The organism is Arsenophonus endosymbiont of Aleurodicus floccissimus (genome assembly GCF_900343025.1).
Lineage (GTDB): Bacteria > Pseudomonadota > Gammaproteobacteria > Enterobacterales > Enterobacteriaceae > Arsenophonus.
Genome location: NZ_OUND01000003.1, coordinates 84,708 through 100,790, shown reverse-complemented (window position 1 = coordinate 100,790; position 16,083 = coordinate 84,708). Strand labels below are relative to the sequence as shown.

The following is a 16,083-nucleotide window of genomic DNA, read 5'->3' as shown; positions in this document are numbered from 1 at the left end:
TTTCAGAGTGCATTTTATAAATATGTCACAATAGGGCGAGCATTATACGCAAAAAAGCATCAGAAGACAAGCCTAGAATTCAATCTAATAATAAAAATCTACTTTCTGAAGTGTATTTATTCCGTAGCCGTTCATTTGTAATTAATTTTACAGTACAATTAGCGTTAGCGGCAGATTAACAGTACGAAATCTCTTGACTAAATATTATATTTAGGTAAAACCAAATTTATAAAATGAATTTAGAATCAATCATCAATCTAACCGCAAAAGACATGAAAGCGGTTAATAAAACAATCTTGAATCAATTAAATTCAGATGTCCATCTCATTAATCAGCTGGGTTACTATATCATTAGAGGGGGCGGGAAAAAAATTCGGCCCATGATTGCTATCCTGGTTGGAAAGGCTTTAGGATATCAAGGAGAAAAACACATTAATGTAGCGGCATTGGTTGAATTTATTCATACCGCAACACTACTACATGATGATGTTGTTGATGAGTCTACCTTGCGGCGCGGTAAAAAAACAGCAAATGCTGTTTTTGGTAATGCTGCCAGTGTATTAGTAGGAGACTTTATTTATACCCGATCATTTCAAATGATGACAGAGCTTGATTCTATGCCTGTTTTAAAGCTGATGTCTGATGCAACAAATATCATCGCAGAAGGTGAGGTTTCACAATTAATCAATTGTAATAATCCAGACATCACCGAAAGTACCTATATGCAAATAATATATAGCAAAACTGGACGCCTATTTGAAGCAGCGACTCACGCATCAGCGATCGTATCAGGTGCCAATGAAATCCAACAGCAAGCCTTACGAAATTATGGCCGTTATCTTGGTACTGCCTTCCAACTGATTGATGATCTTCTGGATTATGACGCGGATAGTACCACTATTGGCAAAAATATTGGCGATGATTTGGATGAAGGAAAACTAACACTACCTCTACTTCATGCAATGAAAAAAGGCACCGCAGAAGAATCTGCACTTATTCGTAACTCAATAGAAAAAGGTAATGGGCGCCATTTACTCAGTATCATATTAATTACCATGAAACGCTGTGGCTCTCTTGAATATACCCGCAGCCGAGCTAGAGAGGAGGCTGATAAAGCAATTAAAGCTCTCGATATCTTACCTGATACATCTTATAAAGATGCTCTAATCAGCTTGGCTTGCATTTCCGTTCAACGCCCCTCGTAATAAAGCTTCTCTGGAACAGCTCATCCTGTTCCAGAGTTATCTTCTTCTACCAATATCGCTTCATAACAATTGATATAACCAATTAACTTTTCTAATCCTTCCCATAAAATAAATTTAATAATCTTTTCACGCTCTTTTTTTGTTAATTGTTTATAAGCTTCAACCCAAATTAAAAAAGCATCTTGCCGTTTTCCTTTGCCGCGATAATCAATAGAGTTATCATTTAGCGATAATACATTAAATATATCTTCAGGTAGACTACTAAAATGATATTCAACAGCTTTGCCTTAAACCCCATGTTTTCGACGTTGCTCCCATCCTTCCCTGCGAGCCATTAGGTTGATACCATGTGGTGACGAAGGCAAACCAACCAATCCAGCGAGTTCTTTCGCGGTATCCCATTTTTTTTCATAATTTTCTCGCATCACTTTTGGTATTAATACATAACCTAATTCTGCAAATCTAATTGTTAAAAATGGTGGCCTTTTAGATTGTTTTTTTCTTTTAAAATCCTCCCAATTTTCTAATCATAGAAAAAGCATTGAATAAAATTGTAGGGTTATTTCTTTTTTTATCTCTTGCAAATATTGTTCTCCTTTTAACTATCATTATTAACTAATTTTTTCTATTAATATCAGACAAATTATTTTATAAATATTAACTCTAAGAAATTAATATAAATTAAAGATTTTTATTTTTGTCATTCTATTATACTGCATTAACATAACTAGAATTAATTATTTATACTCCTAATAAATTGAAGAGAGCCTCACTATATTTCTTAAAATATCTGTAAAATTTCTCTATTTTTTGTAATCAAATTCAAAAAAGAGATTTTTAAGAAAAAATAATAAACTATTAAAGAAAAAATGTTATTTTATTTCTAATAACAATTTCTAGTTCGAAGTACATGTCAGAACTATCTGTTATTTATACCACTAATACAGCAATATATTTAATAGAAAAAAGATTAAAAATGATTTCACAGAAATCTGATTGGCATCCTGCGGATATTATTGCAGCGCTAAGAAAACGCGGAACAACATTAGCAGCTATATCAAGACAAGCAGGTTTAAGCTCTTCAACACTAACCAATGCATTATCTCGGCCCTAGCCAAAAAGAGAATGGGTAATTGAAAACTTTTTAAATCTGCATCCTTCTAAAATATGGCCAAGCCGTTATTACGATTTCAATACAGGAGAATTATTAGAGCGAAATATTCGTCGGCCTACTAACAAAAATAACGAATAAATTATAAATAAACCGCAGACTCATATCTGCTGTTTATTATTTAATGAAGTTAATAATATTATTTATTAATAAAATCTTCGCCTAATTTAATATCTTTATTGAGTGTCTCTAACATATTTTCCAATTTATTTTTTTCAAATTTATTCATAATATTAATAGGTAATCTTTCTTCAATCCCATTTTTGCCTAAACGTATTGGCTGAGCAAAAAAACGAGCATATTCACCATCACTTTCCACATATGCACACTCGATTATATTTTCTTTACCATTTAAAGCGTCAATTAATGATAAACCAAAACGTGCAGCAGCTTGGCCCATAGAAAGTGTCGCTGATCCGCCACCAGCTTTTGCTTCAACAACTTCAGTGCCTGCATTTTGGATACGCTTAGTTAGCTCCTCAGCTTCCTGCTCGGTAAAGCTAACATTGGCAATTTGAGAGAGTAACGTTAGGATCGTTACGCCAGAATGACCGCCAATAACCTTCACTTCGATTTCTTGAGGTTTTTTACCTTTTAATTCAGCAATAAAAGTATTAGAACGAATAATATCTAAGGTTGTTACCCCAAATAATCGGTTTCTATCATACACGCCGGCCTTTTTTAATACTTCTGCTGCTATCGGAACAGTAGTATTAACCGGATTAGTAATAATACCAATTAACGCCTTAGGACAACTTTGAGCAACTTTTTCAATCAGATTACGAACGATACCGGCATTGATATTAAACAAATCTGAGCGATCCATACCGGGTTTCCTGGCAACACCTGCCGAAATTAATACTACATCAGCACCGTCAAGTGCGGGTGTCGGATCTTCACCAGCAAAACCAATTACCTTTACATCTGTTGGAATATGGCTTAAATCTTTAGCAACACCAGGGGTCACAGGAGCAATATCATAAAGAGAAAGCTCTGAGCCTGATGGAAGCTGGTTTTTAAGAAGAAGTGCAAGTGCTTGGCCGATACCACCTGCCGCTCCAAGAATAGCTAATTTCATGCTGATACTCCTTTATATGATGACATTTCGAAATGGCTTAAAAATTTTAAACCTATTACATACGTTATTCATAACACAGTCTATTAATTACGATTAATTCTTGTTAATAAATAAATCTTGTAAATTTTTTCTTTCATTTTAAATAAAATTCTTATCGACTAATACGATAAGGGGCGCTTTTTTAATATTGCTTAGGTAGCAGCATAATGTAGAGACACGACTGCCATTTTTTATAAATAACATTATTTTTTAAACAATAATTTATTGCTAATTTCCACAAAGTAGGCAAATAACTAACTAATAATTTTTATTATTACTATTTTTATTATTTTCATAGCAACAGGCTAGAACTGCTTGTTGCATAAAAATTCATCACCTTTATACATAATATCGCTCTACTTAACGTCTTGAAAAAGGTGATTTATGTATGTTTCTTCTAAACAAGAAGATCTCGTGAAAGCTTTTAAAGCTTTACTCAAGGAAGAAAAATTTAGCTACCAAAGTGAAATTGTTACTGCACTTCAAGAGCAAGGCTTTGAAAATATAAACCAGTCAAAAATTTCCAGAATGTTGACAAAGTTTGGTGCGGTGCGTAACCGTAATGCTAAAATGGAAATGGTTTATTGCCTACCTGCTGAACTGGTTGTTCCCACAATAACTAGCCCGCTAAAAAATTTAGTATTAGATGTTAGCTAGAATCAATCAATTGTGGTTATTTGTACTAGTCCTGGCGCTGCACAGCTCATTACTCATTTATTAGATTCGTTAGGAACTTCAGAAGGAATTTTAGGTAGTATCGCCGGCGATGATACCATTTTTTCTACCCCAACCTTGGGATTTTCCACCGAACAACTTTATGAAGCCATCTTGAATTTGTTTAAACAAGAGTTGTAAAAGCCAAAGTTATCGTGCTGATCAGCGCGATAATATGAAATGAATCGTTCTCTTGATCAGTAAAAATAATCCAACTATTAATCTTGACCTAATTTAGCTAAACTGCACGCACACAAGGAACACTATTCTTTACAAAATCTCTATAAAATTAGACTCAGAGCCTTGGTTATGAAAACATTAGACGAATTTATCGTTGAAAAACAACATGATTTTCCTCATGCTACAGGTGAACTTACTGCATTATTATCAGCAATTAAATTAGATGCAAAAATCATTCCCCGCGATATTAATAAAGCCGGTTTGGTGGATATTTTAGGCGCAAGTGGTGCCTCTAATGTTCAAGGCGAAGTTCAAATGAAACTTGACCTTATACGCTAATCAAAAATTAAAAGCCGCTTTAAAAGCGCGAGGAGAGGTTGCTGGTATTGTCTCCGAAGAAGAAGACGAAATCGTTATTTTTGCTGGTGATCAGGCAGAAAATGCCAAATATGTTGTGCTAATGGATCCATTGGACGGTTCATCAAATATTGATGTAAATGTTTCCGGTGGAACTATTTTCTCTATTTACCGCCGTATTACACCAATTGGCGAATCTGTTACTAAAGCAGATTTTTTACAACCGGGCCATCAACAAGTCGCTGCCGGCTACGTTGTCTATGATTCTCCAATCATGCTGGTTTACACAACCGGTTATGGTGTACATGCTTTACCTATGATCCTTCTCTAGGCGTCTTCTGTCTATCTCACGAAAAAGTGATGTTTCCACCACAAGGCAATATGTGTTCAATCAATGAAGGAAATTATAGTAAATTTCCATTAGTGGTAAAAAATATATAAAATATTGCAAGGAACAAGATCCCGCAACGCTTCTCCCTTATACCACCCGCTATATTGGCTCTTTGATGGCAGATTTTCATCGAAATTTACTAAAATGTGGGATTTATATTTATCCAAGTACGGCAAGTCACCCTAAAGGTAAATTACGCTTGCTATATGAATGCAATCCGATCGCCTTTTTAGCCGAACAGGCAGGAGGTAAAGCAAGTGATGGGACTAATCGAATTTTAGATATCGTCCCAGAACAACTACATCAACGTGTACCTTTCTTTGTTGGAACAAAATCTATGGTAGAAAAAGCCGAAAGCTTTATGCTTGAATTTTCAGTTAATGAATAACATCCTATCCTATGCAATAAAGGCAAACGATCCGGCCTTTATTGTTAAGCTTATTTTTATAGTGATAGTGAGTTTTTGTTTCGTTTACGCCTATAATAACGGCTACTCAATTTTTAGCTTTAAATAAAGGATATTTTTTATGAGCCTAAATAATGTACTGGCAGGGAAAGAACTGCCTGAAGATATCTATGTTATTATAGAAATTCCCGCGAATGCGGATCCGATAAAATATGAAGTAGATAAAAAATCTGGCGCTATTTTTGTCGATCGTTTTATGTCTACCGCTATGTTTTATCCCTGTAATTATGGTTATATCAATCATACTCTCTCCCTGGATGGCGATCCCGTTGATGTTTTAGTTCCAACACCTTATCCACTACAATCAGGAGCAGTAATTCGTTGTCGCCCAATCGGGGTATTAAAAATGACGGATGAATCGGGTGAAGATGCAAAATTAGTTGCGGTGCCTCATTCTAAATTAACTAAAAAATATGATCATATTAAAGATATTAACGATTTACCTGAATTATTGCGTGCTCAAATTAAACATTTCTTTGAACACTATAAAGATTTAGAACAAGGCAAATGGGTAAAAGTGGAAGGTTGGGAAAATGCTGATGCGGCAAAAGCTGAAATTCTTTCTTCTTTTGAACGCGCAGCTAAAAAATAACCATCATAGAGTTTTAATTAGATCCCCTTTATCAGCGATAAATGGGATTTGATTAGAAATATTTATTTGCTTTTTCCATCACGCTTTAATCAATCACCACTTTCAATTCGGCGTAAACCATCTACCGAAAGTTTATAAAGATAAATCCATGCATTACCATAAGGTGTAGGTATCAACTTTTTTTCATAATCCTGATAATTCCTTTTTAATTCATTAAGTTCAGTCAAAATGGATGGTGTAATACAATAAACCTCACACTCTATCGTCCCTTCACCACGTATTACTACAGGGTAATAACCTAAGTCATAAATCTCATAACCTTCCAACCTATACTCTCCTAACAGTTGAGCATAGGTCATCCAATGATGATTTCCCTGATTACGCCTTAAACTACCATAAACAATTATACGCATAATTAAAACTCAAACTGATAAAGCAGATCTAGTGCCTGGTCCACGCCAGACACAGCTTCTAGATACAATTTTGGCATCAAACGATAGCGTAGCGTTAATGTAGCAAGAGAATTAAATATCCCTACACCATATTTAACTTGCAAATCATTAGTTATATTACCACTCACGACAACTTGAGATTGGTCACCAACGCCCTGAGTATCTAATGCTAAGTCGGAAACACCAAATGTTTCACCAATACTTCCCAATAATTTTCCACTCTTGAAAACTCCTAAACTAACCAGCAAAGCAGCCATATGAGTACTATCTGCGCCACTACGATTTAACCCTTCACCTCTCAGTAAGTAAGACAGAGCTTCTTCCTGCGATTTAACTGGCTCAGAGAAAATCGTTGCTTTTGGCTTATCAGCCAAGCCTGTAACTCTTAGCCCCGCAATCACATTATCATTGGTACTATCCGAATTGCGGATTGCTTCTACATTTAAGAATGGCTGATCAACGGGGCCGGAAAATAAAATTTGTCCTTTGCGCACAATAAGATCTTGCCCATATGCATGAAATCGACCTTCAGGAATATCAATCTGGCCATTTAAACCCAGCCCTTGCTTATCTTGGATAACTTTCAATATTCCTATTAATCGCGCTTTTAAGCCAAATGCATCCAAACGAACATCATTTCCAATTTTAATCTGTAGATTAGTTAATATCGGAATTGATATACCTTTTTTCTCAATTGGATGTAAATTTGCATCTAACATCACCTCATCTGATGAAACGCCTACTGCTGATTCTGGTAATTCTTGTACCGTAATACGTGCCCAAGGAATATTTACATTGCCATTGAGACTTAATAAATTAGGCGTAGCTTCAAAAACAATATCCGGCTCCACGTCAATACGAACCATTGGCGATAATGTTATCCGCAATTTGTTACCTGTAGCAGAAATTCTCGCTTGGCAGGCTTTAATATTACGCCAATCGGCTTCTCCAACTAACTTCAAATAACCTTCAGGTGTGTTAATAAGTCCTGTCAATTGAGAGCGAGTTCCCATAAAATCTAGTTTGAGGAAACCCTGATTGATATCAAATGGAAACCAGTGTCCTTTTGCTGTTACATTAGAAAGCGCCAAATTACCATTTAATAACGGCTGCTTCATATTGCCAGATAACCTTAAATCGGCATTAAAATTGCCATCTAACCTTTCACCATTACTTAAAATAGGACGAATTAAGGCTAATGAAATATCGTTAATATTAATACTACCTGATAATCTACGACTTTGTTCCAGATCGTCAATCCGTATATTGCCTGAAAATTTACCATTATTGGTAATTTGTATTAACCACTGTAATACTGCCTTACCATTACTCATATCTGCATTTAAGCTTAGCGTTTGAAATTCAACGGGTAACAACGACCCTTCAATCAATTGCTTGATTTTCACGCTATTACCATACAAATTTACTTTTACCTGCGGTGAATATCCATCGGCATACCAACTCGCTTTTTCATCACCATCAAAACTGCCAGTTAGCTGAGTTTCCGCTGGCAAAAAAGGTTTGAGTAGTGCTAAATCAAACTGCTGTAGCAGAATATCTGCATTACCGGATTTACCAATTTTAGCCGTTTTAGACAAACACAAGCACCCTTTAGTATTTAACCAACAATGAGGAGAAACTATCACTTCCTGTTGCTGATTGGCATACTCAATCGATACCGCCCGACTTAACTGCCATTCACCGATCGGGGTGTTAAATAACGTATTATCTAACACACCTTGCCATAACGCTTTCTGTTGATCAAAACTGCCTTTCAAGGTTAAGTGACCTAAAATGGGTTTTCCATCGATATTGATGCTAACACTATGCTGCTGTTCATTACCTTTAGCATCCAAGGTGAAATTATGAACAACTAAATTTGCCTGTTTCAACTGCTGAACAGCAGCGGTTAGTTGACCACGGATCTGTTTATCAGAACGGATATCACCTTGAATAGTTGCTTTATCGATAGCTAAGCTATTTTGCAATTTAACGCTATGAGCTGCGATATCAATCAGTAATTGAGGTGACTTTAAATCACCTCGTAATTTTAATTGTCCTTTTATTACTCCGGCTAAACCAGGTAATACACCATCGAGAGCTGGCGCATCAATTATCCCATCTAATTGCCAGCTATCACTCAGATGTCCATTAATATCTAATTTGTTGCGTCCGAGTAAGATATTGAAAACAGGAATGTTCCATTGACCTGCGGCATTGCCACTTATCTGTCCGCGTGTGCGTAATGAATTACCTTTTACATTACCATCAAAGGTAATTTCAGGAATTTTTAATTGCCAGCTACCACTATGTAAACTGCCAGTCGTGACGATTTTACCCTGCAATTTAGCTGGCCATTGTGGCCACTGTTTTGCAGTATTAATATCGGATAAAGTTAATAACCCATTCCAACTTATCGCTTTACTCCAATCGATAATACCGGTTAATTCTGTTTTTCCCTGCAACGCATTCAATCGCAAACGCGTTAACCGAAACTGTTCTTCATTCCCTTTAGCATCAAGCGTTAACAACGTCGGTGGCAAATTCCGTCCATTAATATCAGTTCGGAATGAGAGATCATACCCTGTTACCATACCATTCAAACGTAAACGCAGATTTTTTAAACGATATTCTGGCTCGCCTTGTAGTGGCCAATTAAGCTGCTGACTCTCTAAGGTTAATTGAATTGGCAATCTTGCCTGTGATAAGGCTGCTTCAGCGACTAAATTAGCCTTGATGGGACCCGTTAAACTTAACATTAATTTAAGCTGTTGTAATAAAGCCCCCTCCAGTTTTAAATCAACTTGTTGCCCTTTAAGATCGTTAAGATAGGATTCAGCTTGAACAGCAATATTGACCGGCCACTGCTGAGCCAAATTAGCATCACCGGTGATAGTGATCTTACCTTCAGGTAACACAACAACAAATTGTTTTATACCTATCTGCTGATTTTGTACGCTGGCTATTAATGTCAAATTATCAATTGCTACTTTAGTATCACCACTTAAATGCCAGCTTACCCCTCGGATCTGCTCGATATTAATATCGATAGGTAAAACGACTTCAGGTAAGTTAGCCAATAAGGGTTCAGCAAACACTACTTTTAATGTTTCCATAAGTGATTTATCGGTTACCTCATCGCTGGTTTTTATTACTGCTTTTGCTGTCGCTTTATTTTCTTCCACTAAAGTTTTTGGCAAATTAACCACTAATCCATTAATTGTCGTTGGTTTAATTGTTAACAGGTTAGCTTGCCAATCAGCCGCCATGGTTAATTCAGCCAGCGAAATCTGGCTGTTATCGAGCTGAATATTGATATTTTTTAGTGTTAACTGATTTAACAAAATAGGATAGGGCGTTGACAATTTTGTCAATGGAGTTGAGTTAGCTGGCTCTTCGGCAGATGGAAAGGCTTTGCTATCAATCTTAACATCGACGCTGTCAGTTGAAATATTATTAACACACAATTGAAAACGTTTTAAACAGTTAACTTGGAGTGAAAGATTAAACTTATCAACATCAATATTAATACCCTTAGTTCGATAACGAACTCCCAGCAAATTTAAATCACTCCAGCCACCGGAAATGGTCGCAATTTCTAATCCTGGTAACCAACGCACTGCCGTATTAAGGGCAAAATGTAAGCCTGATTGGGTGGTAACTATCCAACCAATCATCGTTAATAATATTAGTAACAAAAACAATAAGACCAAGCTAATGCGTTTTACCCATTTCATAGCTCAGCACCTAACCCAATATAAAATTGTACTTTGCTATGATCAGGATTACCGACCGGCGCAGCAATATCCAGTTTAATAGACCCAACCGGTGAAACCCAGCGAATACCAACACCAGCGCCAACTTTAAAATCATATTTACTAAAATCATTTACCACCTCACCACCATCAACAAATATTGCGCCCCACCAGTTACCTGTCACATTATATTGATATTCCAGTGAGCCAACGGCTAATTTTGAAGCACCGGTTAATTTTCCTTGGCTATTGGTGGGTGAAATTTTTTGATAACCATAACCTCTAATACTGCTATCACCACCAGCAAAAAAACGCAGATCAGGTGGGACTTTGTCAAATCGATTAGTTTCTATCCAACCAAGATGGCTTCTTACCACAAAACGATGCCCTTTCCAGGGTGTTCTTATCCAAACATTTTGTGCTTGTAATACCATAAAATCGATATCTGAACCCCAAGTAGTATTAGAAATATCAATAGTATATCGCTGGCTATCCCCCCAATAGGGCATAGCACCACCTCGTTTTCGTATCCGGCTAAAGCTGGCTCCAGGATACAGAAGCATGGTAGTATTGGTTATATTTGCCTGGGTAAAATGGTTAAGACTCCAGCGCAAATTAACGCCATATTGCCAACCTTTATAATAATCCCAATTCCTTAATAAATTCAGGGTTGTGGTATCAGACTGAGTATCATTTAGATCAGTTCGTTTAAAGCCCGCCTGAACGGCATAATATTGTTCTAATGGACTCTTTTTTAGCGGAATCTTATAGCTGACATCAATAATTTGTTCCGGTTGCGAAAGACTAAGGCTGGAAGTGAAGCTCTGTCCTCTAGAGTTAATCCAGGGTTTATTCCAAGTAGCTTTGACTCGAGGACCTACATCGGTCGAATAACCACCACCTAATTCAACATGATTACGCTCACGTGGCGTTAATACTGCGTCCATTGGCAGAATATGCGTGCCTTTTTCACGAGCTTTAGTAATATCAGGGGTAACAATTGCAGAATTAAACCAACCGGTATTGACTAACCGTTGATTAAATTCAGCCAATTGTTCAGATGCATAATAGTCTCCTTGTTTAAAGGGAACAATATTATTTAAATAATCTTCACGAATTTGAGAGCCTTCATATTTGATGGCACCGAAGCGATAACGCTCGCCACTATTGAAATCAAATATCCAGTAAGAAGCCCTGTGAGCCAATGAAACGCCTAACTGACTTTTCTCCATTTCTGCATCAAAATAACCTTTACGCACCGCCAGTCGACTAAATCCCTGTTTCAAATCTTCATAATCGCCATGATTAAGAATAATTCCTTTTGGTGGCGTATTGCGAGCTATCATTTCCGCATAGTCTTTATCATATTTAGCCGCCCCATTTAACGTTATACTAACATTTTCAACATGAACAGGTTTTCCAGGATTAACTTTGGCTGTCAAAACGGGTCGAGAAGGAGGCTTAAATGCCTGATAAGAGAATTCAATGGTGGGTTCATAATAACCTAACGGCCTTAACCCTAAACGAATTGCTTTATCAACTCTAACCTGGAAACAGCCATCTGGGGCAATTTCATCCTGAGTGATATTTGAGAACTGAATACGAACGTTTTTTTCAAGTTTTCCTGTCAATCCTTCAACTTTTAAACGAAGATTGGCACCATTGGCAACTGACACTAACATCGACATACAAAGAAAACAAAGCAAAGAATATCTTGGCACGCCAACTCCTAATGGAAAATAGACTTTATAACGATAAAAAACTCACTTATTTTGGTTAAATTAAACAAGATATACAAGACATTAATAATAAATAATGCAATCTTCCTCTGTCCATTTAAGCCACAATAATGACTATTAAATAGCACGCTAAAACATTTTTAACTGATAAGACTATCGGTCTGTTTATTTTTATACCGTCAAGCCAAAATTTATACGCAAAATACCCCTTATTAAAAAATAGCAACTTTCTTGCAAAAAAACGAAATGCAAAAAATTTTCTTAACCATAAAAAAGTTTAGAAAGGCATATAAATAGAAGATAGACTGAAAAAATAATTACCGCCTAACCACAAATTTTAGTCGCTATCTCACTGTTAAAACAGATAACTACAGTCAAATGGATATATTAAAATTGATCACTACATTCGTTCAATTAACAGTCATAATATTCTAATTTACCTGAACTTACTCATTCCATGGCAATACAATCTGTTTTGTATCTATTAGTTCAATAAAAGAAGCGGATTTAATCGATAACGGGCGATTAGCCGCAGGATTAAATAATAAGCTAGTTACGTCTGGACGTAAATAATGCCAGACCGGAGTGGCGATCGCTTTGGCGAAGGTAATTGAAGCAGAGCCAAGCGTAGCTAACAGTAATCCTTCATCATTTTTTGCCAAGGGGGTTGTTAGCTCACTGCCATCTGGACGGAATATACGTGCATAGCCGCCACCTGCTTTTAACAAGTTCCGGTTTAGTTTCATCTGTACATAACTGTTCAATTATCTGCTCTGACACAATGGCACACGGTGCAATAACAAAACATTGCCCTTCTACTGCATAGGTCGTAAAAGCGCGATATTGACTTCAGGGCTCAAAGCAGCTGTTATATCGCGATAAAGGCTAAAACTAGGCCAAGACGCAATATGAATTTGCTCATGCTGAGCATACATAATATAACGCGTTAACGGTTGTATGTGTTCCCAACAACACAATGCACCAATCACACCTAATTCAGTGGTAAACGTTTTTAGCGATGAACCATCACTTTCACCAAATAGAGTGCGCTCAACATGACTTGGTTTAAGTTTTCGCCGCACACCGACCGTTTCCCCTGTATTACTGATGAGCCATTGAGCCATATAAAGCGTCCCATGATCTTCTTCACTCAAACCCAATAGCAACCAAATATTATTCTCTTTAGCGACCGAAGCGATACGCTTTGCCTGTTCACTGCCTAATACTAAAGAATTTTGATAATATTGATAAACCAATGGAGTTAATGCAGCAGATGAGTCCAACTAAAGAAACCAAGGATAACCAGGTAGCCAATTTTCCGGAAAAGTGATCAATTCCGCCCCTCTACTAGCCGCTTCTTTTATTAAATCGATAGTTTTATCAATAGTTCCTTCCAAATCCATAAATACAAGAACTGCCTGTACACAAGCAACGGTGATCGATTTATCCATTATTCATTCACCTCATAGTTGAATATCACATATCGTTTATGTTTGCGATTATACAAATGAAGTGTTTCTAACGTTATTACCCGAAAGCAGCAAGTTTATCAGGCTCTACGCTATAGAGCCTGATATTGAAAGTCTACCAGATACGGATTCGATCTTTAGGTGCCAGATAAAGCTTATGCTCTTTTTCTACATAAAATGCTGTATACCAATCATCCATATTGCGTACCACACCGTTGGCGCGATAGGGATTAGGACTATGGGGATCAGCCATAATCTTATTACGCTCTGATTCTTTATTAGCTAACTCGCGCCAAGTTCTGGACCAGGCTATAAAAAAGCGTTGTAGTCCCGTCATTCCATCGATAATCGGCGGTTCACCATTCAGATAATGCTCTTTAGAAAATTGCTTATAAGCATTGAGGGCAATATTTAATCCACCGAAATCACCAATATTTTCACCTAGGGTAAGTTTACCGTTAACAGCTAAACCATCAATTTTAAACCCATTATACTGCTTAATAAGTTTGGCGGTTTTTTCTTTAAAATGCTGCTGCGAAGCCGTTGACCACCAGTTTCTTAATTGCCCTGTTCCGTCATAAAGACGGCCTTGATCGTCAAAGCCATGTCCCATCTCATGCCCGATCACCGCACCAATGGCACCATAGTTATAAGCAGGATCAGCATTTTGATCAAAAAATGGCGCTTGCAAAATAGCCGCCGGGAAAACAATTTCATTCTGAACTGGATTATAGTAAGCGTTAATTGTTTGTGGCGTCATCCCCCATTCCCACTTTCTGACTTTATCTCCGACTCGTCTCATATTATCTTGATAGAGCCAGTTTTGTACTTGCAGATAATTGTCGAATAATGTATCTGGTTGCAAATACAGCGTACTAAAATCATGCCATTTTTCAGGGTAACCAATTTTAACCGTAAATTGGTTAAGCTTTTTGAGAGCTTCTTGGCAAGTCCGTTTATCCATCCAGTCATTATTTTGCAAACGTGCTTTAAACGTTCCTTTAACATAACTCACCAGATTTTGGATCTTATTCTTAGCATCAGGATCAAAATATGTTGCAACATAAAGTTGCCCCAACTGCTCCCCTTGTAATTTATTTACGACTTGTAATGCCCGTTCTTTACGTGAACGCTGCTGTTTAATACCATTTAATCGAGTTGAATAAAAATTAAATCGAGCATCATAAAACTCTTGATTCAAATAATTGGCTTTACTACTCAGATAATGGAAAACCAAGTAGTTTTGTAGGGTAGATAGCGGGGTATCAGCCAATATTTTTGCCAGCTGTTCAACTGCACTATCATTTTCTACAATAACTTTCGCTAACTGTTCATCTGAAAGTTTCCATTGTTGAATAAACCCCTGCCATTGATAATCTGACGTAAACTTTTTCAGTTGGCTAAGCGTCATCGGATGATAATTTTTCAACGTGTCACGTTCAACTTCTGGTGTCCAATGAACTTTTGCTAACGATTTTTCTAGCGCAAAAATCTGCTTAGCCTTTAACTGTGCTTCTTTTTCACCTGCTCCCGCTAAATGTAGAATAGTGGCAATATAAGCGACGTAATCGTGACGGATAGTTTCCATCTGTTTAGTGTTATCAAGATAGTAATTTCTATTTGGTAGGCCTAAACCACCTTGTCCCAGATAAAGAACATATGTATCAGGTACTTTTGCATCCAATCCAACCCAATAGGAAATAAATGGCATATAACCTGGTTTTGCCATCAAATTAGTAATATCAGCGTGCGTTTTCGCCTGCTTGATAGCATTCAGGGCATTTTTTACCGGCGTTAAACCTGTTTTTTCAACTGCCGTTTCATTTAAATAACTGCGATAAAGATTACGAATATTGCGTTGATTGTGATTAAGCTCACTTTCCGGTTGAACTTCAAGTTTATTTATCAGTGCTTGCAGCTGTTTTTCTGTTTTGAGATATAACTCAACAAAGGAATTAATACGTGACATTCCAGCTGGGATTTTTGTACTAGCTATCCAATCTTGATTAACATATTGATAAAAATCATTACCCGGAGAAATGAAATCAGACAGTATGATTTTTTGTTCACCGTAAGTAACGTCTTTGGCAACAGCAAAGGAGGAGACTGTCAGAGCAGACAGACTAATAAGTAGTGCTAAAACAGTTTTTTGCATAGGAGAAAACCTTTCTCTTCTTTGAGATTGATATGTTCCATCAACAAGTGTTGATAAGCTGATAAAGTATATATACTACTTCAATTTTTTAACAAAAATGCACACATAAATTTAATTTTGTTTAAAGTTATAATCTTTATGTTAATCAAAACATCGCTGTTGACAGATCCAAGACCAAATTATTAAACGCCAGCCACAAAATGAAATGTAGGTTGATAAGCATTAAATTTAACATGAAGCGAATAAAGCGAAGTATAGTAAAACACTTTTTGCTAATCCGATCTGTCGTAAAACTTATGGATTAAAATTATTAGGTCATG

Annotated in this window: 8 protein-coding genes and 5 pseudogenes; 5 read left to right on the top strand and 8 right to left on the bottom strand. The window is 36.7% G+C overall.

What is annotated here, in order from left to right; all coding sequences use genetic code 11:
• Positions 1-233: 233 nt before the first annotated feature.
• Positions 234-1,205, top strand: a complete 972-nt coding sequence (gene ispB, locus ARADI_RS10455; RefSeq protein WP_119712021.1) for an octaprenyl diphosphate synthase — start codon at positions 234-236, stop codon at positions 1,203-1,205.
• A gap of 20 nt (positions 1,206-1,225) precedes the next feature.
• On the opposite strand, the pseudogene ARADI_RS10450 reads toward ispB, so the two are convergent.
• Positions 1,226-1,630 (bottom strand): annotated as a pseudogene (locus ARADI_RS10450) (DNA-binding protein).
• Between the two features lie 551 nt (positions 1,631-2,181).
• Between ARADI_RS10450 and ARADI_RS10445 the strand changes: the two are divergent.
• Positions 2,182-2,457, top strand: a pseudogene (locus ARADI_RS10445) (helix-turn-helix domain-containing protein).
• A 58-nt stretch (positions 2,458-2,515) separates the two neighbouring features.
• Here ARADI_RS10445 and mdh read toward each other — a convergent pair.
• Positions 2,516-3,454 carry a malate dehydrogenase gene (gene mdh, locus ARADI_RS10440; RefSeq protein ID WP_119712020.1) on the bottom strand — a complete coding sequence of 313 codons (939 nt, stop codon included), beginning with the start codon at positions 3,452-3,454 and terminating at the stop codon, positions 2,516-2,518.
• 423 nt (positions 3,455-3,877) lie between these two features.
• Between mdh and argR the strand changes: the two are divergent.
• From argR to ppa, 3 genes and pseudogenes are all read left to right on the top strand, one after another.
• A pseudogene (gene argR, locus ARADI_RS10435) lies at positions 3,878-4,348 on the top strand (transcriptional regulator ArgR).
• A gap of 168 nt (positions 4,349-4,516) precedes the next feature.
• Positions 4,517-5,523 (top strand): annotated as a pseudogene (fbp, locus tag ARADI_RS10430) (class 1 fructose-bisphosphatase).
• Positions 5,524-5,662: 139 nt separating this feature from the next.
• Entirely contained in the window at positions 5,663-6,193 is a 531-nt protein-coding gene (gene ppa, locus ARADI_RS10425; RefSeq protein WP_119712019.1) for an inorganic diphosphatase, read from the top strand.
• Between the two features lie 89 nt (positions 6,194-6,282).
• On the opposite strand, the gene ARADI_RS10420 is transcribed toward ppa, so the two are convergent.
• The 6 genes and pseudogenes from ARADI_RS10420 to ARADI_RS10400 all read right to left on the bottom strand — a co-directional run bounded on the left by ARADI_RS10420 (position 6,283) and on the right by ARADI_RS10400 (position 15,763).
• Positions 6,283-6,606 (bottom strand): gamma-glutamylcyclotransferase family protein, encoded by a 324-nt coding sequence (locus tag ARADI_RS10420; RefSeq protein ID WP_119712018.1) that lies wholly within the window; start codon positions 6,604-6,606, stop codon positions 6,283-6,285.
• Positions 6,607-6,608: 2 nt separating this feature from the next.
• Positions 6,609-10,382, bottom strand: a complete 3,774-nt coding sequence (gene tamB / locus ARADI_RS10415; protein ID WP_119712017.1) for an autotransporter assembly complex protein TamB — start codon at positions 10,380-10,382, stop codon at positions 6,609-6,611.
• On the bottom strand, positions 10,379-12,121 hold the full coding sequence (tamA, locus tag ARADI_RS10410; protein WP_119712016.1) for an autotransporter assembly complex protein TamA: 1,743 nt from the start codon (positions 12,119-12,121) through the stop codon (positions 10,379-10,381). The genes tamB and tamA overlap by 4 nt, the downstream gene beginning before the upstream one ends.
• Before the next feature lie 464 nt (positions 12,122-12,585).
• Positions 12,586-12,885, bottom strand: a complete 300-nt coding sequence (locus ARADI_RS18305) for a carbon-nitrogen hydrolase family protein (protein WP_238149380.1) — start codon at positions 12,883-12,885, stop codon at positions 12,586-12,588.
• 69 nt (positions 12,886-12,954) lie between these two features.
• Positions 12,955-13,590: pseudogene (locus ARADI_RS18300) on the bottom strand (nitrilase-related carbon-nitrogen hydrolase).
• Between the two features lie 133 nt (positions 13,591-13,723).
• Positions 13,724-15,763 (bottom strand): M13 family metallopeptidase, encoded by a 2,040-nt coding sequence (locus tag ARADI_RS10400; RefSeq protein WP_119712015.1) that lies wholly within the window; start codon positions 15,761-15,763, stop codon positions 13,724-13,726.
• Between the last annotated feature and the right edge of the window lie 320 nt (positions 15,764-16,083).